Raw genomic sequence first — 24,469 nt, 5'->3', positions numbered from 1 at the left:
TAGGCCGCGGGGTGTGAAGCACCGCTATATTCCAGTATGCCCAAAACTGGGCGTAGTGTGCTGGCGATCAAGCAAGATCCCATTATGTGAAATAGGACATAGCTGATCGCCAGGAGTTTCTGCTGCGGATGCGCAGGAGGCAGCGCAAGAGGTAGCGCAGCGGCAAGCACTGCGCTTGTGCTGCTTAGGCGTCCTTGCGCGAGTAATCCACCACGGAGTATTCCTGCAGCTTGGGCAGCAGGTGGGTGGATTCGATAAAGCGAATGGTGCCGGACTTCGAGCGCATCACCAGCGAACGGGTGGTGGCACCATTGGCGCGATAAGAAACGCCGCGAAGCATATCGCCATTGGTAACGCCGGTAGCAACGAAGAAGCAGTTATCGCTTGAAACCAGGTCATGGGTGCCAAGCACGCGCCCGAGCTCGTGGCCGGCGTTGCGGGCCTTGGCGGCTTCTTCATCGCTGGTGGGGTGCAGCACGCCTTGGATCTCGCCATTCATGCACTTCATGGCGCAGGCGGCGATGATGCCCTCGGGGGTGCCGCCAATGCCCATCATCATGTCGACGGAGTTCGAGGCCTGGGCTGCGGCCACGGCACCTGCAACATCGCCGTCGCGGATCAGGCGCACCTTGGCACCTGCTTGGCGGATTTCTTTAATCAGCTCATCGTGGCGGGGACGATCGAGCACCACCACGGTGGTATCGCCCACGGGAATGCCCTTGGCCTTGGCCACGGCCTTGATGTTGTGCTCGACAGGTGCTTCGATATCGATCTTGCCCGCAGCCTCGGGGCCTACGGCGATCTTTTTCATGTAGAACACAGCCGAGGGGTCATACATGGAGCCGCGTTCTGCAGCAGCCAGCACGGAAATAGCGTTGGGCCTACCTTCAGCCATCAAGGTGGTGCCATCGACCGGATCCACGGCAATGTCAACCTCGGCGCCTTGGCCGGTGCCAACCTGCTCGCCGTTGAACAGCATTGGGGCTTCGTCTTTTTCGCCCTCACCGATGACGACCACGCCATTCATTTCCACGGAGTTGATGAGCTTGCGCATGGCATCGACGGCGGCACCATCGCCCTCATTTTTCATACCGCGGCCAACCCATCGACCGGACGCCAACGCGGCTGCCTCGGTGACACGGACGAGCTCCAGAGCTAGGTTACGGTCTGGGATTTCCGGGTGGAGATTCATGAAAACGCTGCCTCCTCGACATGCGGTGCACAATTGGCGTGTAGTTACCCCCTATATTGTTCCACCTTCGGGTGCCCCCATGGGCGAAGTTTCCACCCATTCGGGGGTTGAAACCAAAACTTCAACCCCAAAGCTTTTCGACGCCCCACGATCCCACCAGCGGCTGTGCTGTTTTAGCCCTGGCGTGGAATACTTTGGGGCGTGGCTGAAGAAAAACCGAAGTTGTATCAAGGCGGGCGCGACATGCTCCTCTCGCTGGGAGCCATCATCATTGTGATGGTTCTCTCGGTGGGCTTTACCGGCATGTGCAGCTTTAATAAGGACTCTGCCGAGCACGGCCCGGTGCGAGAAGTAGACCCCACTACCTTCATTGAGATCGAAGCCGGGGCTATGAACTTCCCGCTGCACATGCCAGCAATGCCCGAGGATTGGGTGGCTAATTCTGCGCGAAGGACCGCCATTGCGGGCGAGCCTGCCCCCGCAATTGGTTGGGTGGTGCGCAAAGATTCCTATGTGCAGCTCATCCAAACCGGGGTAGAAGCAGAAGAAGCTGTTAAGGGTTTTGATGAGCACCCTCGTGAACAAGACGGAACCCACCAGGTTGGCGATATCACGGTGACCAGCTACAGCTCCGATGAGCGAGGGGTGCGCCCAGTGATGGTGGCAGACCTTGGCACCAGCCGATTGTTGGTATCTGGTGCTGCACCCGAAGAAGACTTCGATGCAGTCATCGCTGCTACCGCCAAAGCACCGGTAGTTGGCAGCAACTAATCTGCTTCAGGCGCTCGAGCTGCTTGCTCGAGCGCTTTTTCTACGCGCTGAGCCGCCCCGGCTAGGTGTTCTTCGCAGCGACGCGCCAAAGCCTCGCCGCGTTCCCAATACTTCAACGATTCATCAAGACCCATCGAACCCTGCTCAAGGATCTGCACTACCTCTTGGAGCTCATTTCGGGCTTGCTCGTAGGAGAGCCCCTCTACGGGGTCAAAAGCGTTCTCGCCTGAACCGCGGCCAATAACATCGTCACTCATGGAGTCTTCTTTCCTTCTTCGTCTTTTTCGCCTAGGAGCTTAATTGGCCGGTGCCTGCTGCATGGCGGCAGCCACAATCGAACCATCAGCAACACGAATGCGTAATTGGCTACCCGGTGGTGCCATGGCATAGCTGCTTACTACTTCAGGTTCGGAACCATCGCGAGGCACAACCTGCACAATGGCGTAACCACGCTGCAAGGTGGCCGCAGGTCCAAGCACCTGGAGCTGGCCACGCAACGCGCCGATGAGCTGTTGCTCATGGCTTAATAGATAGCGGATCTCTCTGCGCATCGCAGCAGTTGCTTGGTCAATGTCTTGGCGGCGTTGATCGATAGCTCGCAAGGGTTGTGCAAGCACCGGGCGAGTACGCAACGCCTCAATGCTGCGTTGTTCGCGCTGCACCCAGCCGCGCAAGGCCGCCGCGGCACGGGCGCGTAAATCCGATACCAACGCGCGCTCGGCCACCACATCGGGCACGACCCGTTTTGCCGCATCGGTGGGAGTAGCAGCGCGAAGATCGGCCACATCATCCAAGATGGGACGATCCCGGTCGTGGCCGATGGCCGAGACCACCGGGGTGCTGGCATCGGCAACGGCGCGAATGAGCGCTTCATCCGAAAACGGCAAGAGCGTTTCCATGGCACCGCCGCCGCGGGCAATGATGATCACATCCACGCTTGGGTCTGCATCGAGTTCTTGGAGCGCGGAAATGATCGCCGGTACGGCACCGGCTCCTTGAACTAAGGTATTGCGCACACTAAAACGAACCTCCGGCCAACGTTCCTTGGCTATGGAGAGCACATCGCGCTCGCCATCAGAGCCGCGGGAGGTAATCAGGCCGATATTGCGCGGTAAGAAGGGCAAGGGGTGCTTGCGTGCGGCGTCGAAAAGCCCCTGGCTGCGAAGGTTGGCGCGAAGCTGCTCGATTTGAGCCAGAAGCTCACCAATGCCCACCGGCTGGATTTTGCTCACCCAAAGCTGGAAATCACCATTTTTGGCATAGAAGGATGGTTTGGCCCAGACTCGCACGCGGTCGCCGTCTTGCGGCAGGGTGGGTAATTGTTGCAACAGTTGGGGGCGAAAGGTGATGCGCACCGAATCTTCCCGCGAAGGATCGCGGAGCGTGGCATAGGCAAAAGCCCAATTGGGAGAAGACTTGAGCTGCAATAACTGGCCCTCCACCCAAATGGTGCCCAGCTTTTCAATCCAGCCCTTGACCGCCTGGTTGAGCTGATGCACCGACATCATCTTTGCTTCAGTTTCTGCCACCGTCGATCCTTTCTCGCGGAAGCCAGCTTAGAACACTTATGCTGTACACCATGACCTCACCCGAGACGAATGAACACAAGCGAGTCCTTGTCGCAGCACCCCGCGGCTACTGCGCAGGAGTAGATCGAGCCGTAGAAACGGTAGAACGCGCCCTAGAAAAGTACGGCTCGCCAGTGTATGTGCGCAAAGAAATCGTGCACAACCGTTATGTGGTGGATACCCTCGCCGAGCGTGGCGCCATCTTTGTAGACGAAACCAATGAGGTGCCCGAAGGTTCTCACCTCGTTTTCTCCGCCCACGGCGTGAGCCCGGCCGTTCATGAATCGGCCGCAAAGCTAGACCTAAAAACACTCGACGCCACCTGCCCGCTGGTAACCAAGGTGCACAATGAGGTGAAGCGCTTCGCCCGCGATGGCTACCACATCTTGCTTGTTGGCCACGAAGGCCACGAGGAAGTAGAAGGCACCGCCGGTGAAGCCCCAGAGGTAACCCACCTCGTTGATGGGGTCGAAGGCGTAGAAGCCCTGCCAGAGTGGCTCCAAGAAGAAAAACTCGTGTGGCTTTCTCAAACCACGCTCTCGGTGGATGAGACGATGGAGATTGTAAAGAAGCTGCACGAGCGCTTCGCTCACCTCCAAGATCCGCCCAGCGACGATATTTGCTACGCCACCCAAAACCGCCAGGTAGCGGTGAAGGCCATTGCCGCTGAATCTGATCTGGTGATCGTGGTGGGCTCGCAGAACTCCTCCAACTCAAAGCGCTTGGTAGAAGTGGCACTGCAGGCCGGGGCGCGATCGTCCTATCTGGTGGACTATGCCTCGCAGATCGACGAATCCTGGCTAGAAGGCGTAAACACCGTAGGCGTGACCTCCGGTGCCTCAGTGCCAGAAATCCTGGTCCGAGACGTATTGGAATGGCTCGCAGAGCGCGGCTATGAAAACCCCAAGGAAGTAACCACCGCAGCCGAGAAGATCACCTTCGCTTTGCCCAGGGATCTTCGCGCACCGCGCACCAGCAACGCATAGCCTGCCTACTACGCGCACATCACAACACCGCCATAGCCACCTGGGTGCCAGTTAAAGGCCCTCTACGGTAGAGCTGAGGCGGTGTTGGTGTATCTGCACCCCTGAAAAAGCCGCAGTGCCCGGCTTCGCGTTTAGGGGGTTAAGGCTTCTTAGCGTTCGTCCTCATAGCCGCGAGGGCGAGGCCGCGGTTGGCGAGGCATCGGGCGTTCGTCTTGCTTGCGCGGATAGGGGCGCTGCTGTTGGCGAGGCTCCGGGCGAGGCCGCCGTGGTGGCTGCTGCTCTAAACGCTGGCCTTGATCGCGTCGCGGGTAGGAGGTGGACTCAAAATCGCGCTGACGCCGCGGTGCGGGACGCTCGCCTCGATCTTCCGGACGCACGCGATCTGCCGGACGACGCTCGCCACGGCGATACTCCTGTGCAAACCGACCCTGCTGGCGCTCGGCCCAGCGTTGATCCGATCGAAAATCCGGGCGCTGCTCAGATCCCTGACCGGGGCGCTGATCGCCACGTTGATTCCCACGCTGCTCCCAGCGCTGATTGGGGCGCTGCACATAGCGGGGATCCCGAGGCTGCTCACCCTGGCGGAGGTGTTCACCCTGGCGGGGGCGTTCACCCTGGCGGGGCTGTTCGGCGCGGCTGGTACGAGCGAAACGATCTTCAAAGCGTTCCTGATGCCGCAACTCAGGGTTGGGGCGCTGGGAGTAATTGCGTGAAGCACGCTCGCGGCGATTGCCTGACTCATACACCGGGCGCCGTGGGCCGTGTTCTACTTCGTGCTGGAAGCGTTCGCCACGCTGCTCGCGGAGCACGCGAGGATCTTCCTCGGGGCGGATCCGCATCGCACCTGGATCCGGGTAGCCGGCGCGCGGGGTTTGGGGGCGTCGCTGCTGATCGTGTTGCGGCTGGTGGTGCGTTTGTGCGCGCTGCGGTTGCTTGTGGGTCTCTGCTGGCTGCTGTGCTTGTTTTTCGCCACCGTGGGGCCGAGGGCGTCGCTTTTGCATAAGCTCTTCCACGGTAACTTGGGAGGCTTTGCTCTGGTTGCGTGCGCGGCTGGTGGCACGGCGGTTTCTTCGATCTGCCTCGCGTTCGCGTTTGCGCTGCTCGCTGAGCTCTTTGCCTGCCTTTTTCTCCACTGCGCTGCCAAGCACCTTGATGCGGATCACGGCGATCACGCCGGCGGCAAGGGTGACAAAAAACAGGATGGGGAAGTACTGGGCCAGAGGGTAGATCGCGGTGATGATCTGCGTTTTGCTTACCGGCGCACCATCGGCTGCACTGTCGCGCACAATAAACCAGGCGCTTGCGATCAATGAGATCGCAAACAAGATGGGAATGCTTGTAACGAAGATGAATAGCCCGCGGCGTTCACACACGCTTGCGCCAATGAGGCTGGCTAGGACAAATGCCAAGAAAAAGGGCCAGCCGATGCCGCCGAGCCAGACGCAGACGAGCGCGCCAGTGAGCAACGCGGCACACAGAATCGACACCGAGGTCAGCAGCGGCAGGGCCCATGAGGGCTGCTTTTGCTTTCCCGGGCGATTGTGGCGGATCTCTGGCATTTGCGGCACGGGCAGTTATGTTACCTAGTGATAGGGGTAAAACCTAAGAGCCTTGCTGGCCCGTGTCGCTTGATTTTTGTGTTTCTTTGCTTGAGTTTTGCTTGCTAAATACTTGTTCGAATAGGGCTTTGGCGCCGCTTTGGCGCTTGTTGGCCTCTGCTTGTTTTTCAGCTTTTCGACGTTCCCCGTCAAGCTCACTATCGCGCGCACCCTTGGAGCCGTCGTCGGTGGCAAAGGTGATGTCTTTGATGGTGGTTTCGCCTGAGCGCAGCGCGATCATGTCTTGGAGGTAGCGCAGCACCACCGCGATGGTGGCTGCAAAGGGCACGGCCAAGAATGCGCCGATGATGCCGAAGAGGCCACCGCCTACCGTCACCGAGATCAACACGATCACGGGGTGGAGGTTCATGGCCTTGGATTGCAGCAGCGGGGAAAGCACATTGCCTTCCAATTGCTGCACGGCGAGGACGATGAGCAAGGTGATAATGGCCTTGTTCAGCCCCAGCGTTACCAAAGCCACGAGCACGGCAATAAAGCCGGAAACGAAGGCACCGACGATGGGCACGAAGCCGCCGATGAAGGTCAGTACAGCCAGGGCAAGGGCCATGGGTACGCCGAGGATGAACAGGCCGCCGCCGATGAAGACTGCGTCGATAAGCGAAACAAGTGCCTGGGCGCGAATGAAGCCGCCGAGGGTGTTCCAGGCGCGGGTGAGCAATTCGGTGAGGTGCCAGCCGGCGCGACGTCCGGTGACAGAGCGCAGCCAGGGAAGGAAGCGGTCGCCGTCTTTGAGGAAGAAGAAGGTGAGCACAAACACAATGGCCAAGGTGGCAACCACCGAGGTGGCCATGCTGATGCCGGAGAAGACTTCGCTGGCAATCGCACCACTTTGTTCCTGGAACCACTCGGCAATGCGGTTGACCTGATTGCTCAGCTCGTCTGGATCCAGATTAAAAGGCGGGCCTTGGAGCCAAAGCTGAACCTGCTGGATACCCTCGAAGGCCTGGAAGTAGAGGGTTTGGGATTGGTTGGCAAAATTCGGGGCCATCAGCCAGATCAGCGCGCCGAACACACCAAAGCTGCTGAGCAGCGAAATGGCCGCGGCAAGCGCTGCAGGTACGCCCTTGTTGCGCAGCCAATATGTTGGTGGCCACAACACGGTGCAGACGATGATGGCCAAGATGATGGGCAACACCCCACCCCAGAGGGGCTTCATTACATGCCAGCCGGCGTAGAAGGTGACGGCAATAACGAGGATGCGCACGCACCACAGAGCCAAGACGCGAACGCCATCGCCAATGACCTCTGAGCGATCCACACTCGGTGCTTGTTCCAACTCCTGCAGCGTGGGCTGTTCGGTGGAGTTTTCGGTGTTGCCAGAATTGTTTTGCACGCATACATCCTGCACTAGTCGCGCTACTTGTGCACCTTTGACACCGCCAACGGGACAAAGAGGGCAAAAGAAAACCCCACCGCGGCTTTTCTTTTTGCTGCGGTGGGGTTGGGTGCCTGGTTAATCTTCTTGGCGGATTTCTTGAGCGATGAGCACCTCGTCGGTGGCGAACTCGTGCTCGCCGAGGATGCCTGAGGTTTCATCGGGGTGGCGATTCAAGGTGAGCAGGGATACGGCCAGGCCGCCCCAGATCACCACCATGAAAAGCACCATCATGATGATTGCTGCAGAGGACATGCTTAGCGCTCCTTTCTGCTGTACTGCTCGATGGCAAAGCCTGCGACGCGGCGCCGTGATGGATCGTATTGCGAGGGCCGCTCAGGGGTGAGGGTGTGATCGGGGTCCACGCCGAAATCAGAACCGGGAGGGCCATCGACGGGGAGGTTTTCGGGCCAACTGACCAGGCTCATGATCAGTGAGAACAACACGATGATTGCGATGGTGCCCCATCCGAACCATCCCACCTGGGCTGGTGCGTAGCCGCCGTAGGGTTCGTCGAAAAGCTTGAGCAATTCTTGGAAGAGGGTAAAGCCCAGCACCAGTGAGGTGATGTTGACTACGCAGATGCGCCACCACACGCCCACGTGGAAGGACGACACCATGTTGAGGTGGAGTGAGAATTCGTCGATGCGGCGCAGCACCCAGTCCAAGACCACGATGGCGACCAGGGCGATGAATACGATGCCGACGTTGTTGGTGAACTTATCCACGATGTCGAGGTGCATCAGCCCGGAGGTGGTGGAGAAGGTCAGCAGTGAGATGGCTGCCATGATCACGCCCAAGCCGATGGCGGTGGTCTTACGCGGCAGGTTCAGCTTGTCTTTGATGGCAGAGACCACGACCTCGAACAGCGAGAACAAGGAGGTGAAACCGGCGATGGTAAGCGAGCCGAAGAACAGCACACCAAAGATTGCACCCATGGGCATCTGGTTGATGATCGCGGGGAAGGCCACGAAGGCCAGGCCGATGCCGGAGGTTGCCACCTCGTCTACACCCACGCCCTGTTGGGTGGCCATAAAGCCAAGGGCCGCGAACACGCCGATGCCTGCGAGCACCTCGAAGGAGGAGTTAGCAAAGGCGGTAACCAAGCCGGTGCCAGAGAGGTTGGTGCGCGGCTTGAGGTAGGAGGCGTAAGTGAGCATGATGCCGAAGCACACCGAAAGTGAGAAGAAGATCTGGCCGTATGCCGAAATCCACACCGTTGGGTTCTTCAGTGCCTCCCAGTTGGGAGTGAAGAAGGCATCCAGGCCTGCGGCTGCACCTTCTAGGAAGACTGAGCGGATTACCACGATGAGGAAGAGCACGGTCAGCAGTGGCATGAAGAGCTTGGATACTCGGCCAATGCCGGCGTCTACGCCCATGGCCAGCACGATCACTGCGGCGATCCAGACGATGGCCAAGGTAAGCGAGATGGCGGGGACGAAGTCGAAGGAGAAGTTGGCGCTGTTATCTGCCTTTAAGAAGCTTTCGCCAAAGTAGGTCGCTGGATCATCGCCCCAAGCCAGGTTGAAGGACTTGACGGTATACAGCGCTGCCCAGGCGATGATGGCTGCGTAGTAGACGGTGATGAAAAAGCTCACGCCTACCTGGAACCAGCCCACGGGTTCTGCCCAGCGTTTGATGCGGCGATACACCAGTGGTGCGGAGCCGCGGTAGCGGTGGCCTAGTGCGTAGTCTAAAAACAGCAGGGGGATACCTGCGGTAAGAAGCGCAATCAGGTAGGGGATAAGGAACGCGCCGCCGCCGTTGTCGTAGGCGACGTAGGGGAAACGCCAAATGTTGCCCAGGCCGACGGCGGAGCCGATGGCGGCCAGGATGAACACCCAGCGGGATGAAAATGTTTCACGCTGCTGGTTTTGAGACATGGATGCTACCTTTCGCAACAAAGGTGAGGGAGAAGCCGTGTTCCAAGCTGCGTTGGCCTTGAGGGGTGGTGGGCCTTGCGCTTGTGCCACAAACAGCAGTGTGATGACCGCTTAATGGTATGGAGTGTATCACTATGTGAGATTGTGGGGGAAATAATTCGAGCACTCCACAGCAGGTAGTGCTGTGTTGGCTGCGCCGCAGGCTGATAGGATACCCAACCGTGAGTCTTACACTTGGAATCGTCGGCCTGCCCAACGTGGGCAAATCCACCCTCTTTAATGCACTAACCCGCAACGATGTGCTCGCGGCAAACTACCCCTTTGCCACCATCGAGCCCAATGTGGGCCTGGTTGAGCTTCCCGATGCTCGCCTGGATCGCCTCGCAGAGATCTTCGGCTCCGAGCGCATCCTGCCTGCCACCGTGTCCTTCGTGGACATCGCCGGCATTGTTAAGGGCGCATCCGAGGGCGAAGGCATGGGCAATGCCTTCCTTGCCAATATCCGCGAAGCCGACGCCATCTGCCAGGTGGTGCGCGCCTTTGCCGACGACAACGTGATCCACGTTGATGGCCAAGTAGACCCCCGCTCCGATATCTCCGTGATCAATACCGAGCTGATCCTGGCTGATCTGCAAACTGTGGAAAAGGCCTTGCCTCGCCTGGAAAAGGACGCGCGTAAGAATAAGGACCTCGCTGCCACCGTGGAAGAGGTCAAGAAGGCACAGGCCGTGCTTGAAGACGATCGCACCTTGTTCTCTGCCGCCAAAGCCGGCGAGATCGATCTTGCCCTGCTGCGCGAGCTGCACCTGATGACGGCCAAGCCCTTCCTCTACGTATTTAACTCCGATGAAGAGGTGCTTAGCGACGACGCACGTAAGCAAGAACTACGCGAGCTCGTAGCACCGGCTGATTGCGTGTTCTTGGACGCCAAGACTGAAACTGAGCTGCTCGAGCTTGATGAAGACGAAAAGATGGAGCTGCTCGAAAGCGTGGGCCAAGACGAGCCGGGCCTGCACTCTTTGGCCAAGGCTGGCTTTGCCACGCTCGGTCTGCAGACCTACCTCACCGCAGGGCCGAAGGAATCCCGCGCCTGGACCATTCATAAGGGCGATACCGCACCGAAGGCCGCCGGCGTGATTCACACCGATTTTGAGAAGGGCTTTATTAAAGCCGAGGTCGTGTCCTTCGAGGACTTGGATGCTGCAGGCTCCATGGCCGAAGCTAAGGCCAAGGGCAAGGTCCGCCAAGAAGGTAAGGACTATGTCATGGCCGATGGTGACGTGGTGGAGTTTAGGTTCAACGTCTAACCACTCGTTGTTTCATGCTGAAGCCCGCTTCCCGGTGCAGGAGGCGGGCTTTGGCATTGCAAAGCGCCTGCTTGTGGCTGAGGTGGATGTTCTTAAGGGTCGCGGCAGGCAGATAGCGGAAGTTAGTAGCACATTGGCTACTTTCTTTTAGGTCGGTAGCCTCGGGGCTCCGTGGGCGTCGAAAAGCTCGATGCCCTTCGATGAGGAGAAAGAATGTCTGACTTAAACAACAAAACTATTGCCGTTATCGCCACCGATGGATTTGAAGATTCTGAGCTTACTTCGCCGCTGGAGGCTGTAAAGGAAGCCGGTGCGAGCGTGAAGGTAGTAACGCCTAACGCCGAGGCAATTGAGGGTAAGAATGGCACCAAGGTGGATGCTGATCTCAGCACCGCCGAGGCCGCTACTCAGGAATTCGACGGCATTATCCTGCCCGGTGGCACCGGCAACTCGGATCATATCCGCATGGATGAGCACGCCGTTGCGCTAGTAAAGCAGCACGTTGAGGCAGGCAAGCCGCTCGGCGCCATTTGCCACGCAGCGTGGATTCTTACTGATGCCGATGTGCTCAAGGGCCGCACCATTACCTCGTATCCTTCCCTGCAAACCGACCTGCGCAATGCTGGTGCTAGCTGGGTTGATGAGGAAGTAGTAGAAGATCGCGGTCTGGTCAGCTCTCGCACCCCAGACGACCTGCCTGCCTTTAACGCGAAGCTGGTGGAGGTCTTCGCTTAAAGTTTCTCGCTTGGCTTTAACTTAAAAATTCCATCCAGGAATCCCACTCACGCTTGGTCTGCTCTACACCGCAGTTCCAAGCGTGTTCTAATTTCTCCCGGTTGCGCTCGGTGTTTTCAATGCTCAATTGCTCGGGATAAAACACCATCGCCTGGCCTTGTGCTTCGAGCTGGTCAATCTTTTTGGCCTCTGCGTTATAGCGCGCAGGCCGCTTAATCATCGCCTCTGCCACCACGGGGCGTTTGCGAAGCAGCTTGCGCACCACGGCCGGTTTGGAAAGCTCGGGGCGGATATAGCCACGCGGTTTAGAGCGCAGCACTAAGAACTTTTCAAAGCCTGCATCAATGGCTGCCTGAATAAGCAGCCCGCCCGATTCGCCTAGGGCGCCATCGACGTACTCCACGCCGTCGATCTCAGGTACGGGCATCAGCCCTGGCAGGGTAGAAGAGGCTCGGGCTTTACGCATGAGATCATAAAGATCAGCAAAATCCTCGCGGCCCCAATAGACGTTTTCGCCGGTATCGGCGCGCGTAGCGGCAATGCACATTGGCGTTGGATCTTGGCAGAAGGTTTCCCAATCAAAGGGGATATCGCCACCTGGGGCACCGGCAGTTTCGTAGATGTACTCGACGTTGAAGTAGCCCTTGCCGCGCAGCATGGACTTCACCCCACCAGATTTGGGATCACTTGCCAGCTCTACAAAAGAAAGTCGTGAGCGCTGCCGGTCGTGGGATAAGAAATTTACGGTGTGGCTTGCCCCGGCGCTCACACCTCCGACCCAGCCGAAGTGAATGTCATGGGCTAAGAGCTGGTCAATGCACCCTGCGGTATAGGCATTGCGCATTCCGCCGCCCTCGATGACTAACGCTACGTCCTTAGCGTGCATGGCTTCTCCCACTGTTTTTAGATCACCGCCACCGCACACCTTGTTGGGTGCTTGGTTCAGGCGATGTGTTTATCGTTTTTTGCGGAAGTGTAAATGTTAGCACGCCGGGGCTGCAGCAAGGCTTTGCGCCAAAAAACCTCCGGCACACCCCTGGCCCAAGGGCTAAATAACCAAGCGCTACTAGTGGCGTTTGAAGGGCAAGAGGTGCACTACTCCAAGCACGATAAAGCCAACCACCAGGCCGAAAACCAGTGAGCATAACGTTTCTACGCACCACTGAACAAAGCCGCCAAGGTGCTCAACGCCTGCCTCGAAGTGGTGGACCAACTCATAAGGTGCATGCCAGCCCAAGGTGTCGCTACCAGTGATTAAGATGTGGCCGCCAACCCACAACATGGCAAACATGCCGATGATGGAGATGGTGTTGAGGATCTTCGGCATGGCCTTGACTAACACGCTGCCAAAACGCTTGGCTGCATCGCTTTGTTTTTGCTGGAAGCGCAGGCCAATATCGTCAATCTTTACCAGCAGGCCCACGGCACCATACACCAGTGCCGTAATGGCGACGGCCACCGTGAGGAGCACGCCAAGTTCCATCCAGAAGCTTTGATCGGCTACCTCGTTTAAAGAGATCACCATGATCTCTGCAGACAGGATCAGATCTGTCATGATCGCGCCGCGCACCAGGGCATCTTCATCTTTTGCAGCACTTTCTTCTTCCTTTTCGTGCTGCGCGCCGCTGAACATCTCAAAGACCTTCTCGGCCCCCTCGAAGCACAAATAGGTGCCGCCGATCATCAGCAGCGGGGTAAGTGCCCACGGCGCTAGGGCATTGAGCGCCAAGATGATGGGCAGGATAATAATGATCTTGTTAAACAGTGAGCCTTTGGTAATGCGCCAAATGATGGGCAGCTCGCGTGCTGGAGAAACGCCTTCGACAAAGCGCGGTGTAACGGCAGCATCGTCTACCACTACGCCGGCAGCTTTTGCGGAGGTTTTCGCGGCTGCGGCGGCCACGTCATCGACGTTTGAGGCGGCTGTCCTGGCGATCAGGGCAACGTCGTCAAGCAAAGCAGCAAGGCCACCGGCCATAGATTCAATCCTTAATGAAAATACATTTCTGGTACGTTGTTCGGTATCTATTTCTGGCACCGATATTGATAGAAAGGTTACTGCACTCTTGCCTGATTCAGTGCTTCAAGCATTCGCACTTACCTTGTTCGCAGGCCTTTCCACCGGGCTCGGCGCAGCCATTGCCGTAGCCCGCAAGAAACCCACCGAACGGTTCCTCGCGTTTACCCTCGGCTTTTCCGCCGGCGTGATGCTGTATGTGTCTTTTATCGAGATCCTCCCCGAGGGATTTGAAAAACTCCAAGAAGCCATGGGTAAACGCCCAGGTGCATGGGCTGCCGTGGCGGCGTTTTTCGGCGGCATCGTGCTCATCGGCATCATCGACAGGCTCGTACCAGAGCCGGTCAATCCCCATGAGCCGGGCAATCTCGAATCCAAACGCCGCAGCAAAATGATGCAAATGGGCGTGCTCACCGCCCTTGCGATTGCCATTCACAACTTCCCAGAAGGCTTCGCCACCTTCCTCGCAGGCCTTGAAGATCTCCAAGTTGCCCTGCCCGTAGCCGTGGCGATTGCCATCCACAACATTCCAGAAGGCATCGCCGTGGCCGTGCCCATCCGTGAGGCCACCGGCTCCAAAGCCAAAGGCTTTTGGCTCGGCTTAGCTTCAGGGCTTGCAGAACCACTCGGGGCAGTGGTGGGCTATTTGCTGCTATTGCCGCTTATCGGACCTGCCACCTTAGGCGTAGCTTTTGCAGCGATTGCCGGCATCATGGTGTTTATCTCCCTTGACGAGCTCCTACCTACCGCCGTATCCACCGGCAAACACCACGCCGCCATTTATGGGCTCATCCTCGGCATGGCCGTGATGGCCATCAGCCTGTTGCTCTTTATCTAATACGCAGCACCTAATACCTCCAGCACCTACCACCTCCAAGCCAGCACCGCGCGGTGCGGTGGCGATCACCGGGGCTTCACAGCTCAAGTGCCCCTTATATGCAGCCTGAAGTCCACCGCATGGGCGCTTGGGGGTGATGCTGTAGTATCTCGGGGCGAACACCACAACATTCACGGGAGCCCGGCGCCTGTTTTGCCTAAGCAAAGCAACGGCTGGGCTGAGATCCACCGCAGTATGGGAATACACACGGCTCCCTCGGCGCGGTGCGAACCGTCCAACCTGATCCGGGTAATGCCGGCGGAGGAAGACACTATGGCGAAATTAGCTCAAAACTGGCGCGTCATCGACATCGTCACAGCAAGCGTGCTGGGCATTGCAACAGGCCTGATCTTTTGGGTATGGAACGGTATCGGCTATGCCTGGTACGCGGCGGCCAATGCACTAACCCCAGGCTTTGGCGGTATTGCCGCTGGCATTTGGTTGCTCGGTGGCGTACTCGGCGGCTTGATCATCCGCAAACCCTTCGCGGCGATCTATGTGGAGCTGCTCGCCGCTATCGTTTCTGCGGTGCTGGGTAATCAGTGGGGCATTGAAACGGTCTACTCCGGCCTAGCCCAAGGTATTGGTGCGGAGCTGATCTTCCTATTCTTTGCCTATAAGCGCTTCGGTTTGCCCGTTGCTGCACTAGCTGGCGTAGGCGCTGGCGTGGGTGCCTTCGTGCTGGAGTTCTTCCTTTCAGCCAACTACGCCAAATCTGTGCTGTTTAACGTCAGCTACCTGATCAGCCTTTCTATCTCCGGTGCCATCTTGGCCGGTGTGGTGGGCTACTACCTGGTCAAGGCGCTGGCTGCTACCGGTGTGTTGGACCGCTTTGGCGCCGGGCGTGAAGCAAGGAAATTGGTATAGCAATAGCCAACATCAGGCAGCTCACCAGTGCTGAAGGATGTGTCAGCTCGATCGTCATCACCGCAGCAAACAGTGGTGCGCGCTGGGTGGTGGCCAAACTGCTCGCCGCACCCACCAACGCTAGGGTGAGGGGATCAGCTCCGCAGAGCGTGCCCAGTACACCACCTGCTGTACCACCTACCGCAAGCGATGGAGTAAGCACGCCGCCGGCGGCACCAGCACGAAGGCATAGCCAAGTAAGCAGCAGCTTTGCTGCCACCAGCGCTGCGCCATGTTGCCACTGCAAGGGGGAATGGAAGGTGAAATCTAGCAGCAATTGCCCATTGCCCGGAACCTCCGGCAACCCTTGGGCAACAAGCAGCACCGCAGCAATTGCCACCGGCACGCTCAGGATCAGCCAAGGGCCTTGCACTCTCGCGCTAACTTGCCGGACGGCTCCTTGGCGAAACACCCACCCCAGCCCCATGCCAAGTGCGATCACCGGGGCAATAAGCAAGATGGTGCGTTGATCGATTTGAGGCTCAGGAATGGAATAAAAGGCCCCGCCACCCAGCAAGGGCCAGGCCGTCAGCGTGGCGATGCCACAGCAAGCAATGGCAAAAACACACAAACGCTTCGTGCGGCGAATGGGCATGACTTCCAAGGTGTACAGCACACCCGCCAGCGGAATGTTATATACCGCGGCCAAGCCAGCACCGGCGGCCGCGGCCGCCAGGGTTTCACGTTGTGTTGGCGGCATCCACAGTTTGCGGGCAACCAGGGCCGCTACTTGTCGGGGTGCTTGCTCACGGCCCAGCGATGCACCGGCGCCTACGGCGATGGTTTGCGCCAGGGCGTCGAAAAGCTGCGAGGCACTGGAATCTTTGCGGCGACGCACCTGCCACCACAGCACACCTGCGCCAATGCCAAGCACGAGGCTCAGCCACACACTCAGGTGAGCTTCAACCACGTGGATGCCCCACGACATCGCTGCGCCGACAAGACCTGCGGATACTCCCGCGAGTATCACGCACAGCGCAACCCTCAGGCGATCTTTCATACGCATCAGCATGGCACATCTGCTCAGGCCGAAAGGAACAACCTCACCTCATGAGCCCCCACATTTCCCTGCGGGACTACGCCTACCGCCACGCCAGCAGGCGGCGCTTTGCCCTAGAAAACATCAGCTTTGATATTGAGGCCGGAGAAAAAGTGCTGCTGCTTGGCGCATCTGGTTCCGGCAAATCAACGCTGCTGCACTCGATCGCGGGGCTGTTAGGTGAAGACGAGGGCGAACACAGCGGGCACATCAACGTCCAGGGCATCTGCGGCATGGTGCTGCAAGACCCAGATGCGCAGGTGATCTCCCAACGAGTAGGCGATGACGTGGCCTTTGGCTGCGAAAATCTACAAATTCCGCGCGAGGAAATCTGGCGCCGCGTACCCCGAGCACTCGAACAAGTAGGCCTTGACTTGCCGCTTGATCACCCCACACACGCCCTTTCCGGTGGCCAAAAACAACGCCTTGCCCTTGCAGGAGTGCTGGCCATGGGCGCCGATATTGTGCTGTTGGATGAGCCCACCGCCAACCTCGACCCCCAAGGTGTAGAAGAAGTCGTTGCAGCGGCAAGCCGGCTTGATACCACGCTGATTGTGGTCGAGCACCGCGTTGCCACCTGGGTTGAGCATGTAGATCGCATCATCGTGATCGGCCAAACAGGGGTGCTTGCCGACGGCACACCTGAGGCCGTGCTCGAACAACAAGGCGCCCGCCTTGCAGCCGAAGGCGTGTGGGTGCCGGGCGTAGATCCAGATCTGCCCGATGCCAAACCCGAATGTGCCAGCAACGCCCCTGCGCTTGAAGGGATTGATCTACGTTATGGCTGGGACCATGCCCTTGGGCATCAGCGCCTGATCCAATTACCGCGGGGCTGTTCCACGGTGATTACCGGGGCCAATGGCACAGGGAAAACCACACTCATGCTCACCTTGGCCGGATTGCTTGATCCCCACGGCGGGCAGGTGCGAGCCTCCAAGGAACTCTTTGGCACCTCCACGCTTGATCCAAGGAAATGGAAATCTCAAGCCCTAGCGCAGCGCATCGGCTACGTATTCCAAGATCCCGAGCACCAGTTTGTGGCTAAGACGGTGCGTGAGGAAATGCTGGTGGGCTTGCGTGCCAGGGGAGAGGTCAGCGCTGCCGATGAGCGCCGCGCCGATGAGGTGCTAGAAACCCTCGGCCTCGATGCCTTAGCCGAGGCCAATCCTTTTACGCTTTCCGGTGGGCAAAAGCGCAGGCTTTCGGTGGCTACCGTGTTGATTCACTCGCCGAAGATCATGCTGCTCGACGAGCCGACCTTTGGCCAAGACCGAAAAACCTTCCTTGCCTTAGTGGAGCTGCTCAGCCAGCAGCGCGACCAGGGTTTAAGCGTGTGCTCTATTACCCACGATGCGCTATTCCGCCGCGCGCTCGGAGATCAGGAGATTCAGCTATGACGCAGCAAACACCTGATGCCAACCAAAACCTCACACCCAGCGGCCAAGAACACCGCGAGGTTGCCCCCAACGCGAAGGTGCGGGTTACCTTTAACCCCGTCGCGCGCATTCTCGGCCTGATGCTCTTAGCCACCCCGCTGCTGGTGAGCGTGGATGTGGTGTCTTCTGCGGTGGCAGTGGCCGGCACCATCGCGATGGCGTTGATCATCGGACCAGGGCTGAAGCGCATGCTCAAACGCAGCCTCCCGCTGTGTATCGCCGCACCTTTAGCCGGGACTTCCATGCTGCTCTATGGCGCGCCCGAGGGAAAAGAGTATGTCTCTTTCGGCTTTGCCCACATCACCGATAACTCCATCTCCTTGGCCTTGGCGGTGATGGTGCGCGTGTTTGCGCTCGGGCTTCCAGCGATTGTGCTGCTAAGCAATATCAATGCCACCGAATTAGGCGATGGCCTCGCACAAATCCTGAAATTGCCTGAACGCTTCGTGATCGGCGCGGTGGCCGCCGGGCGCATGTTGGGCTTAGCGCGTAGGGATTGGGCTTCGATGCGCAGGGCGCGCCGGGCTAGGGGGCTTGGAGAAGAAAACGTGGTGCGCAAGGCCTTTTCGCTCACCTTCGGCCTGTTGGTGCTCACACTTAGGCGCGGTGCCAAGCTATCGACTGCCATGGAGGCCCGCGGTTTTGGCGCCCATCCCAATCGCACTTGGGCACGCCCTTCAACCTTGCATCTTCCAGACGTTGTGCTCATGGCCTCCTGCTTGTGCCTGTCTAGTGCTTCTTTGGCCATCGCGGCTTGGTCGGGCTACCTGCGGTTATTTGGCGCATGATTGTGCTTATCGACGGCCCCTCTGGCGCCGGAAAAACGACCTTTGCCAAAGGCCTTGCCTCTTTGCTTGCTTGGCCTTTGGTGAGCATGGACGATGTGTACCCAGGCTGGGATGGACTGGCTGCTGGCAGTGCTATTGCGGCAGAACAGATCATCGGCCACGGCCGCTATCGCTGCTGGGATTGGCACAACAACACCCAAGGCCCGTGGCGCTATGTACAAGGCGAGCACCTCATCATCGAAGGGGTAGGAGCGTTGACTCCTGCCACCCTTGCTGCTGCCCGCGCAAAAGGGGAGGTGCTGAGTGTGGTCTTTGATGGTCCTGAGCAGTGGCGCAAGGCTCGCGCCATAGCGCGCGATCCTGAATATTTACCTTTCTGGCAGCGTTGGGCCAAACAGGAACAATTTCATTTTTCTGTCATGCCTACCCCCGATGTGCGTTGGTGGATGGGCGCTCCGGTTTCCGAAAACGTCTGAATTTTTTGTTCCGATTCTCCCTCTTACCCCCGAGCCTGCTGCTAGAGTGAACCGCATAGTCCAGGCTTTGCTGCAGCTTCTGTAGTACAGCAACCGTTGGAATACGCACAGGGAGAAGCTGATGCATCTGAAAAAGACAGTAGCGATTGCTACCTCAGCCACCGTTGTCTTAGGCCTGGCGGCCTGCTCCTCGGACGGAGCCTCTGAAGGCGAAAACTACGTCACCGCGAATGGTTCTGAGCCTCAGAATTCTTTGATCCCGGCCGACACGAACGAAACCGGCGGCGGCAGGATTGTCGAGCTGCTCTACTCCGGTTTGGTGCACTACGACATTGACGGCAAGCCACACAACGATCAAGCCGAGTCCATCGACTTGGAGGGCGAGAAGACCTACAAGATCAAGCTCAAAGAAGGTCTTGAGTTCTCCGACGGCAGCCCGATCACTGCCCAGGACTACGTCGATACCTGGAACGCTGCTGTGGCAAACAGCATGATGAATGAATTCTTCTTCGAGCCCATCAAGGGCTACGGCGAAGGCGTAAAAGAACTCGAAGGCCTCAAGGTGGTCGACGACCGCACCTTCACCGTCGAGCTTGAGCAACCCGAATCGGATTTCCCCACCCGCCTCGGCTACACCGCGTTCTTTGTCATGCCTTCGAAGCAGCTTGAAGATCTGGACAGTGCCGGTGAAAACCCGGTGGGTTCTGGCCCGTACGTGCTCAAGGAATGGAACCACCAGGAATCTGCAACCCTGGTGCCCAATGAGAAGTACCAAGGCGAAAACGAAGCCAAGAATGATGGCGTGAAGTTCATCTTCTACAGCTCCCAAGACGCAGCCTACGCAGACCTACTCGCCGGCAACTTGGATGTGCTGGATGCCGTTCCGGATTCCGCATTCTCCACCTTTGAAGATGAGTTGGGCGATCGTGCAGTAAACCAGCCTGCAGCGGTATTCCAGTCCATCACCATCCCCGAGAAGCTCGAGCACTTCAGCGGCGAGGAAGGCAAGCTGCGCAGGCAGGCTATCTCCCACGCCATTGACCGTGATGAGGTAACCAAGACCATCTTCGAGGGCACTCGTACCCCTGCCAAGGACTTCACCTCTCCGGTGATCGATGGCTACAAGGATGATCTGGAAAACTCCGATGTGCTGAAGTTCGATCCCGAAAAGGCCAAGGAGCTGTGGAAGAAGGCAGATGCCATTTCCAAGTTCACCGGCGAATTCACCATTGCCTATAACTCCGATGGCGGACACCAGGCATGGGCAGATGCTGTGAGCAACCAGCTTCGCAACAACCTCGGCATCGAGGCCTCGGGTAACCCCTACCCAGACTTCAAGTCCCTGCGCGATGACGTGAAGAAGCGCACCATCAAGGGTGCTTTCCGCTCCGGTTGGCAGGCAGACTACCCGGCAATTGGAAACTTCCTGGTTCCCCTCTACGTCACCAACGCTTCTTCCAACGATGGTGATTACTCCAACCCAGAGTTCGACGCCAAGGTGAAGAAGGCTGCGAACAAGAAGGATGTTGAAGAAGGTATTAAGGAATACCAGTCGGCAGAAGAGATCCTCTTCCGTGACCTTCCTGCTGTGCCGCTGTGGTACTCCAACGTCACCGGTGGTTCCTCCGACAAGGTCAGCAACGTGACCTTTAGCTGGAACTCGCTGCCTGAGTACGCTGCGGTCGAAAAGAAGTAATGCACTTGCCCTAGGCCTTGCGGCTCACGGTATGTCCCCCGGTCGCCACACCCCGGCGGCCGGGGCTTTGCATATCGGCGAAAGTTTACACTTTCGAGTAACACCCACCCGAACATTCTTAAAAGGAACACCACCATGTTGCGCTACGTTGGGCGCCGAATCTTACAGATGATCCCTGTATTTTTTGGTGCCACCCTGCTGCTGTACGCCATGGTCTTTCTCATGCCCGGCGACCCGATCGAGGCCCTTGGTGGCGATCGTGGCTTAACAGAGGCAGCCAGAGCAAGACTCACGGCGGAATACAACCTGGACAAACCATTCATCGTCCAATACCTGCTGTACATCAAAGGCATTTTCACCCTCGACTTCGGCACCACCTTCTCAGGCCGGCCGGTAAGCGAAGTCATGGCCAATGCCTATCCTGTGACCATCAAATTGGCCGTGATGGCCTTGATCTTCGAGATGATCCTCGGCGTGGCCTTCGGCGTGTTCGCCGGTATGCGCCGCGGCGGCTTCTTCGATTCCACCGTCTTGGTGCTCTCCCTGCTCGTGATCGCTGTTCCCTCCTTCGTGATCGGCTTTTTGCTCCAGTTCTTCGTTGGCGTGAAATGGGGAATCCTCCCGGTGACCGTCGGCGCGAATGCTTCAGTGAAGTCACTGCTCATGCCAGCGGTGGTTCTTGGCGCGTTGTCGTGCGCCTACGTAATCCGACTGACCCGCCAATCGGTCTCCGATAATCTCCGCGCAGACTATGTGCGCACCGCACGCGCGAAGGGCTTAAGCGGGGGAGAGGTCACTCGCCGGCATGTGCTGCGTAACTCGCTGATCCCCGTGGTCACCTTCCTCGGCACCGACCTTGGTGCGCTCATGGGTGGCGCGATCGTTACCGAGGGCATCTTCGGCATCAACGGTGTTGGTGGCACCATCTATCAGGCGATCCTCAAAGGTGAGCCCACCACCGTGGTGTCGTTTACCACCGTGTTGGTCATCGTCTACATCGTGGCCAATCTGATCGTTGACCTTCTCTACGCCCTGCTCGACCCAAGGATCCGCTATGCCTAATTCATCCAAGAACACGCAGGATAACCGGGCTACCTATCAGCCACTACCCGGTCAAGAGCGCTTCGTGGCAGAGGTCGATGAAACTGGCCTCGGTGCCGTAGACGCAGTACGCGATGATTCAGCCCCTACCTCAGTGTGGGGAGAAGCGTGGAAATACCTACGCAAGCGTCCCATGTTCTGGGTCTCTGCGATTTTGATTGCCGCAGCCCTGCTGCTGGCTATCGTGCCCCAACTTTTTACCTCCACCGACCCGACCTTCTGCGAGCTTTCCAAATCCCTGGACAAGCCAAGTGCAGGGCATCCCTTCGGATTTGATCGACAGGGCTGCGATATTTATGCCCGCATGATCTACGGCGCGCGGGCGTCGGTAAGCGTAGGCGTGCTCACCACACTGCTCGTGGTTATCATCGGCACCACCATCGGCGCACTCGCCGGCTACTTCGGTGGCATCCTCGATGCGATTCTCTCGCGTATCACCGACATCTTCTTTGCCGTCCCACTGGTGCTCGCTGCCATCGTGGTGATGCAGGTATTCAAGGAATATCGCACCATCCTTACCGTGGTGGTGGTGTTGGCCTTCTTCGGCTGGACCTCGATTGCCCGTATTACCCGCGGCACCGTCATGGCCACCAAGAACGAAGAGTTCGTCACCGCAGCCAAGGCCGTTGGCGCAAGCAAGTGGTACATCCTGGGCAAGCACATCTTGCCCAATGCGGCTGCCCCCATCATCGTTTATGCAACGGTGGCACTCGGTACCTTCATCGTGGCCGAGGCAACCTTGTCCTTCCTTGGTATTGGCCTGCCGCCCACGATCGTGTCTTGGGGTGGCGACATTGCTAAGGCACAGGCCTCCCTGCGCACCCAACCAATGGTGTTGTTCTACCCAGCCATGGCCCTGGGCGCGACGGTGCTGAGCTTTATCATGATGGGCGACGTGGTACGCGACGCCCTTGATCCGAAGGCGAGGAAGCGTTAAATGACTACGCAGCAACCATCCCCACTACTCGAGCTCGAAGATCTCCACATCGCCTTCGAGTCTTCCACCGGCACCGTCGAGGCGGTACGTGGTGCGAACTTAAAGATCTACCCCGGCCAATCAGTGGCCATCGTGGGTGAATCGGGTTCGGGTAAATCCACCACCGCTATGGCCATCATCGGACTGTTGCCTGGAACCGGAAAGGTAACCAAGGGCAAGATTCGCTTTGAAGGCAAAGACATCACCGGGCTTAACGATAAGCAGATGCAGGAATATCGTGGGTCCATGATTGGCCTGGTGCCTCAAGATCCAATGAGCAACCTCAATCCTGTGTGGAAAATTGGCACGCAGATCAAAGAGGCACTCAAGGCAAACAACGTAGTCAAGGCCTCCGAAATGGATGCGGCTGTCACCCAATTGCTTGAAGAGGCAGGGCTTCCCGACGCAGAACGCCGCGCCAAGCAGTACCCGCATGAATTTTCCGGCGGTATGCGCCAACGCGCCTTGATCGGTATGGGCCTTGCAGCCCGTCCGCGCCTGCTCATCGCTGACGAACCAACCTCGGCGCTTGACGTGACGGTGCAAAAACGAATCCTGGATCACCTGGGCACCTTAACCAAGGACCTCGGCACCGCGGTGCTGTTTATTACCCACGATCTTGGCCTTGCAGCAGAGCGCGCCGAACACCTTGTGGTGATGCACCGCGGGCGCATCGTGGAATCTGGCCCTTCGCTTGAGATCCTGCGCGATCCCCAGCACCCCTATACCCAACGTCTTGTCAATGCAGCACCGTCGCTTGCTTCTTCGCGCATCCAATCGGCCAAGGCCGCCGGCGTACAGGCAGAAGAAGTGTTGGTGGCTGAGCACGATGTTGAAGCAGCAGATGTGATCAAAGTTGAGCACCTTACTAAGGTCTTTGATGTGCGCGGTGCACGCGGTGCAAAGAAAGAACTCCGCGCAGTAGATGACGTAAGTTTCGGGCTACGCGAAGGCACCACGCTCGCTATCGTGGGCGAATCCGGTTCGGGTAAATCCACCGTGGCCAATATGATTCTCAAGCTGCTCGAACCCACTAGCGGCAGGGTGCTGTATAAGGGCAAAGACATCACCAAGCTCAGCGGCAAAGAAACCTTTGATATGCGCCGCAAGCTGCAGGTGGTGTTCCAAAACCCCTATGGCTCCTTGGACCCGATGTATTCGATCTATCGCTGCATCGAAGAGCCCTTGGTGGTGCACAAGGTTGGCAACCGCAAAGAGCGTGAACAGCGCGTAGCGGAGTTGCTGGATATGGTGGCCATGCCTCGCTCGGCCATGCGCCGATACCCCAATGAGCTCTCAGGTGGCCAACGCCAGCGCATCGCGGTGGCCAGAGCCCTTGCACTCAACCCAGAAGTGGTGGTGTTAGATGAGGCCGTATCGGCACTCGACGTGCTGGTGCAGCACCAGATCTTGCAGTTGCTCACAGAATTGCAAGAAGAACTCCACTTGAGCTACCTCTTTATCACCCACGACCTTGCTGTGGTACGCCAAACCGCAGATGAGGTCGTGGTGATGGAGCAGGGTCGTTTGGTGGAACGCGGCACCACCGATCAGATCTTTGCTGATCCGCAGCAGGAATACACCAGGGATCTGATCAACTCCGTGCCAGGTTTGGGTCTGCTCTAAAACACCACCGCAGACCTGCTTGGATATAAGCACCAAAGGGGGCGCAACAGTACGTTGCGCCCCCTTTGAGCATGGGCCTATATAGCTGTTCGGTT

The 24,469-nt window shown here is 58.2% G+C and carries 23 protein-coding genes; 13 read left to right on the top strand and 10 right to left on the bottom strand.

Annotated features, from left to right (window positions below):
- Positions 1-184: 184 nt before the first annotated feature.
- Positions 185-1,192, bottom strand: coding sequence for a class II fructose-bisphosphatase (glpX, locus tag CPPEL_RS07285; RefSeq protein WP_123960496.1), 1,008 nt, complete (start codon positions 1,190-1,192; stop codon positions 185-187).
- 201 nt (positions 1,193-1,393) lie between these two features.
- Between glpX and CPPEL_RS07280 the strand changes: the two genes are divergently transcribed.
- Entirely contained in the window at positions 1,394-1,963 is a 570-nt protein-coding gene (locus CPPEL_RS07280) for a DUF4245 domain-containing protein (RefSeq protein WP_123960495.1), read from the top strand.
- On the opposite strand, the gene CPPEL_RS07275 is transcribed toward CPPEL_RS07280, so the two are convergent.
- Together CPPEL_RS07275 and xseA are read right to left on the bottom strand one after the other, a co-directional pair.
- Positions 1,960-2,220 carry an exodeoxyribonuclease VII small subunit gene (locus CPPEL_RS07275; protein ID WP_123960494.1) on the bottom strand — a complete coding sequence of 87 codons (261 nt, stop codon included), beginning with the start codon at positions 2,218-2,220 and terminating at the stop codon, positions 1,960-1,962. The two genes, CPPEL_RS07280 and CPPEL_RS07275, sit on opposite strands and share 4 nt — an antisense overlap.
- Positions 2,221-2,259: 39 nt before the next feature.
- Complete coding sequence (gene xseA, locus CPPEL_RS07270) at positions 2,260-3,471, bottom strand: exodeoxyribonuclease VII large subunit (RefSeq protein WP_123961278.1); 1,212 nt, start codon at positions 3,469-3,471, stop codon at positions 2,260-2,262.
- 71 nt (positions 3,472-3,542) lie between these two features.
- Here xseA and CPPEL_RS07265 point away from each other — a divergent pair, with 71 nt between their 5' ends.
- Positions 3,543-4,517: a 4-hydroxy-3-methylbut-2-enyl diphosphate reductase gene (locus CPPEL_RS07265; RefSeq protein WP_206608920.1), complete on the top strand. Its 975-nt coding sequence runs from the start codon at positions 3,543-3,545 to the stop codon at positions 4,515-4,517.
- A 149-nt stretch (positions 4,518-4,666) separates the two neighbouring features.
- Here the strand turns inward: CPPEL_RS07265 and CPPEL_RS07260 are convergent, their stop codons facing one another.
- The 4 genes from CPPEL_RS07260 to CPPEL_RS07245 form a co-directional block, all read right to left on the bottom strand.
- The gene (locus CPPEL_RS07260; protein ID WP_342767991.1) at positions 4,667-6,076 is read right to left on the bottom strand and encodes a DUF6542 domain-containing protein; all 1,410 of its coding nucleotides are present in this window, start codon (positions 6,074-6,076) and stop codon (positions 4,667-4,669) included.
- Between the two features lie 43 nt (positions 6,077-6,119).
- On the bottom strand, positions 6,120-7,421 hold the full coding sequence (locus CPPEL_RS07255; RefSeq protein ID WP_245990544.1) for an AI-2E family transporter: 1,302 nt from the start codon (positions 7,419-7,421) through the stop codon (positions 6,120-6,122).
- Positions 7,422-7,589: 168 nt separating this feature from the next.
- Complete coding sequence (gene metS, locus CPPEL_RS07250) at positions 7,590-7,766, bottom strand: methionine/alanine import NSS transporter subunit MetS (protein ID WP_123960490.1); 177 nt, start codon at positions 7,764-7,766, stop codon at positions 7,590-7,592.
- 2 nt (positions 7,767-7,768) lie between these two features.
- Entirely contained in the window at positions 7,769-9,394 is a 1,626-nt protein-coding gene (locus tag CPPEL_RS07245; RefSeq protein ID WP_123960489.1) for a sodium-dependent transporter, read from the bottom strand.
- 221 nt (positions 9,395-9,615) lie between these two features.
- Here CPPEL_RS07245 and ychF point away from each other — a divergent pair, with 221 nt between their 5' ends.
- The gene (gene ychF / locus CPPEL_RS07240) at positions 9,616-10,701 is read left to right on the top strand and encodes a redox-regulated ATPase YchF (RefSeq protein WP_123960488.1); all 1,086 of its coding nucleotides are present in this window, start codon (positions 9,616-9,618) and stop codon (positions 10,699-10,701) included.
- Positions 10,702-10,914: 213 nt separating this feature from the next.
- The gene (locus CPPEL_RS07235; protein WP_123960487.1) at positions 10,915-11,436 is read left to right on the top strand and encodes a type 1 glutamine amidotransferase domain-containing protein; all 522 of its coding nucleotides are present in this window, start codon (positions 10,915-10,917) and stop codon (positions 11,434-11,436) included.
- A gap of 16 nt (positions 11,437-11,452) precedes the next feature.
- On the opposite strand, the gene CPPEL_RS07230 is transcribed toward CPPEL_RS07235, so the two are convergent.
- Positions 11,453-12,322, bottom strand: a complete 870-nt coding sequence (locus CPPEL_RS07230) for a patatin-like phospholipase family protein (RefSeq protein WP_123960486.1) — start codon at positions 12,320-12,322, stop codon at positions 11,453-11,455.
- Between the two features lie 180 nt (positions 12,323-12,502).
- Positions 12,503-13,414 carry a DUF808 domain-containing protein gene (locus CPPEL_RS07225; RefSeq protein ID WP_123960485.1) on the bottom strand — a complete coding sequence of 304 codons (912 nt, stop codon included), beginning with the start codon at positions 13,412-13,414 and terminating at the stop codon, positions 12,503-12,505.
- 88 nt (positions 13,415-13,502) lie between these two features.
- Between CPPEL_RS07225 and zupT the strand changes: the two genes are divergently transcribed.
- Both zupT and CPPEL_RS07215 read left to right on the top strand, forming a co-directional pair.
- Positions 13,503-14,291, top strand: coding sequence for a zinc transporter ZupT (zupT, locus tag CPPEL_RS07220; protein WP_245990415.1), 789 nt, complete (start codon positions 13,503-13,505; stop codon positions 14,289-14,291).
- A gap of 312 nt (positions 14,292-14,603) precedes the next feature.
- Positions 14,604-15,197, top strand: coding sequence for an ECF transporter S component (locus tag CPPEL_RS07215; protein WP_123960484.1), 594 nt, complete (start codon positions 14,604-14,606; stop codon positions 15,195-15,197).
- Here the strand turns inward: CPPEL_RS07215 and CPPEL_RS07210 are convergent.
- Complete coding sequence (locus CPPEL_RS07210; RefSeq protein WP_123960483.1) at positions 15,142-16,248, bottom strand: chloride channel protein; 1,107 nt, start codon at positions 16,246-16,248, stop codon at positions 15,142-15,144. The two genes, CPPEL_RS07215 and CPPEL_RS07210, sit on opposite strands and share 56 nt — an antisense overlap.
- Before the next feature lie 38 nt (positions 16,249-16,286).
- On the opposite strand from CPPEL_RS07210, the gene CPPEL_RS07205 reads away from it, so the two are divergent.
- From CPPEL_RS07205 to CPPEL_RS07175, 7 genes are all read left to right on the top strand, one after another.
- On the top strand, positions 16,287-17,672 hold the full coding sequence (locus tag CPPEL_RS07205) for an ABC transporter ATP-binding protein (protein WP_123960482.1): 1,386 nt from the start codon (positions 16,287-16,289) through the stop codon (positions 17,670-17,672).
- Positions 17,669-18,499: an energy-coupling factor transporter transmembrane component T family protein gene (locus CPPEL_RS07200; RefSeq protein WP_123960481.1), complete on the top strand. Its 831-nt coding sequence runs from the start codon at positions 17,669-17,671 to the stop codon at positions 18,497-18,499. Before CPPEL_RS07205 ends, CPPEL_RS07200 begins: the two co-directional genes overlap by 4 nt.
- Positions 18,496-18,975: a nucleoside/nucleotide kinase family protein gene (locus CPPEL_RS07195; RefSeq protein ID WP_123960480.1), complete on the top strand. Its 480-nt coding sequence runs from the start codon at positions 18,496-18,498 to the stop codon at positions 18,973-18,975. Before CPPEL_RS07200 ends, CPPEL_RS07195 begins: the two co-directional genes overlap by 4 nt.
- A 121-nt stretch (positions 18,976-19,096) precedes the next feature.
- Positions 19,097-20,671 carry a peptide ABC transporter substrate-binding protein gene (locus CPPEL_RS07190; RefSeq protein ID WP_123960479.1) on the top strand — a complete coding sequence of 525 codons (1,575 nt, stop codon included), beginning with the start codon at positions 19,097-19,099 and terminating at the stop codon, positions 20,669-20,671.
- Between the two features lie 135 nt (positions 20,672-20,806).
- The gene (locus CPPEL_RS07185) at positions 20,807-21,733 is read left to right on the top strand and encodes an ABC transporter permease (RefSeq protein ID WP_123960478.1); all 927 of its coding nucleotides are present in this window, start codon (positions 20,807-20,809) and stop codon (positions 21,731-21,733) included.
- A complete protein-coding gene (locus tag CPPEL_RS07180) occupies positions 21,726-22,709 on the top strand; it encodes an ABC transporter permease (protein WP_123960477.1) in 984 nt (327 codons plus the stop codon). Before CPPEL_RS07185 ends, CPPEL_RS07180 begins: the two co-directional genes overlap by 8 nt.
- Positions 22,710-24,374: a dipeptide ABC transporter ATP-binding protein gene (locus CPPEL_RS07175; RefSeq protein ID WP_123960476.1), complete on the top strand. Its 1,665-nt coding sequence runs from the start codon at positions 22,710-22,712 to the stop codon at positions 24,372-24,374.
- The last annotated feature ends 95 nt before the right edge of the window (positions 24,375-24,469 follow it).

The sequence above is a fragment of the Corynebacterium pseudopelargi genome (genome assembly GCF_003814005.1).
GTDB classification, from domain to species: Bacteria; Actinomycetota; Actinomycetes; order Mycobacteriales; family Mycobacteriaceae; genus Corynebacterium; species Corynebacterium pseudopelargi.
Note: the sequence above shows the minus strand (reverse complement) of the source record. Positions and strands in the feature narration are given on the sequence as shown.

Bases quoted from the DNA above. Each gene is read 5' to 3' on its own strand.
- glpX (WP_123960496.1), bottom strand. From the start codon at position 1,192: ATGAATCTCCACCCGGAAATCCCAGACCGTAACCTAGCTCTGGAGCTC.
- CPPEL_RS07275 (WP_123960494.1), bottom strand. From the start codon at position 2,220: ATGAGTGACGATGTTATTGGCCGCGGTTCAGGCGAGAACGCTTTTGAC.
- xseA (WP_123961278.1), bottom strand. From the start codon at position 3,471: ATGATGTCGGTGCATCAGCTCAACCAGGCGGTCAAGGGCTGGATTGAA.
- CPPEL_RS07265 (WP_206608920.1), top strand. From the start codon at position 3,543: ATGACCTCACCCGAGACGAATGAACACAAGCGAGTCCTTGTCGCAGCA.
- CPPEL_RS07260 (WP_342767991.1), bottom strand. From the start codon at position 6,076: ATGCCAGAGATCCGCCACAATCGCCCGGGAAAGCAAAAGCAGCCCTCA.
- metS (WP_123960490.1), bottom strand. From the start codon at position 7,766: ATGTCCTCTGCAGCAATCATCATGATGGTGCTTTTCATGGTGGTGATC.
- CPPEL_RS07245 (WP_123960489.1), bottom strand. From the start codon at position 9,394: ATGTCTCAAAACCAGCAGCGTGAAACATTTTCATCCCGCTGGGTGTTC.
- CPPEL_RS07235 (WP_123960487.1), top strand. From the start codon at position 10,915: ATGTCTGACTTAAACAACAAAACTATTGCCGTTATCGCCACCGATGGA.
- CPPEL_RS07230 (WP_123960486.1), bottom strand. From the start codon at position 12,322: ATGCACGCTAAGGACGTAGCGTTAGTCATCGAGGGCGGCGGAATGCGC.
- CPPEL_RS07225 (WP_123960485.1), bottom strand. From the start codon at position 13,414: ATGGCCGGTGGCCTTGCTGCTTTGCTTGACGACGTTGCCCTGATCGCC.
- CPPEL_RS07215 (WP_123960484.1), top strand. From the start codon at position 14,604: ATGGCGAAATTAGCTCAAAACTGGCGCGTCATCGACATCGTCACAGCA.
- CPPEL_RS07210 (WP_123960483.1), bottom strand. From the start codon at position 16,248: ATGCTGATGCGTATGAAAGATCGCCTGAGGGTTGCGCTGTGCGTGATA.
- CPPEL_RS07205 (WP_123960482.1), top strand. From the start codon at position 16,287: ATGAGCCCCCACATTTCCCTGCGGGACTACGCCTACCGCCACGCCAGC.
- CPPEL_RS07200 (WP_123960481.1), top strand. From the start codon at position 17,669: ATGACGCAGCAAACACCTGATGCCAACCAAAACCTCACACCCAGCGGC.
- CPPEL_RS07195 (WP_123960480.1), top strand. From the start codon at position 18,496: ATGATTGTGCTTATCGACGGCCCCTCTGGCGCCGGAAAAACGACCTTT.
- CPPEL_RS07190 (WP_123960479.1), top strand. From the start codon at position 19,097: ATGCATCTGAAAAAGACAGTAGCGATTGCTACCTCAGCCACCGTTGTC.
- CPPEL_RS07185 (WP_123960478.1), top strand. From the start codon at position 20,807: ATGTTGCGCTACGTTGGGCGCCGAATCTTACAGATGATCCCTGTATTT.
- CPPEL_RS07180 (WP_123960477.1), top strand. From the start codon at position 21,726: ATGCCTAATTCATCCAAGAACACGCAGGATAACCGGGCTACCTATCAG.
- CPPEL_RS07175 (WP_123960476.1), top strand. From the start codon at position 22,710: ATGACTACGCAGCAACCATCCCCACTACTCGAGCTCGAAGATCTCCAC.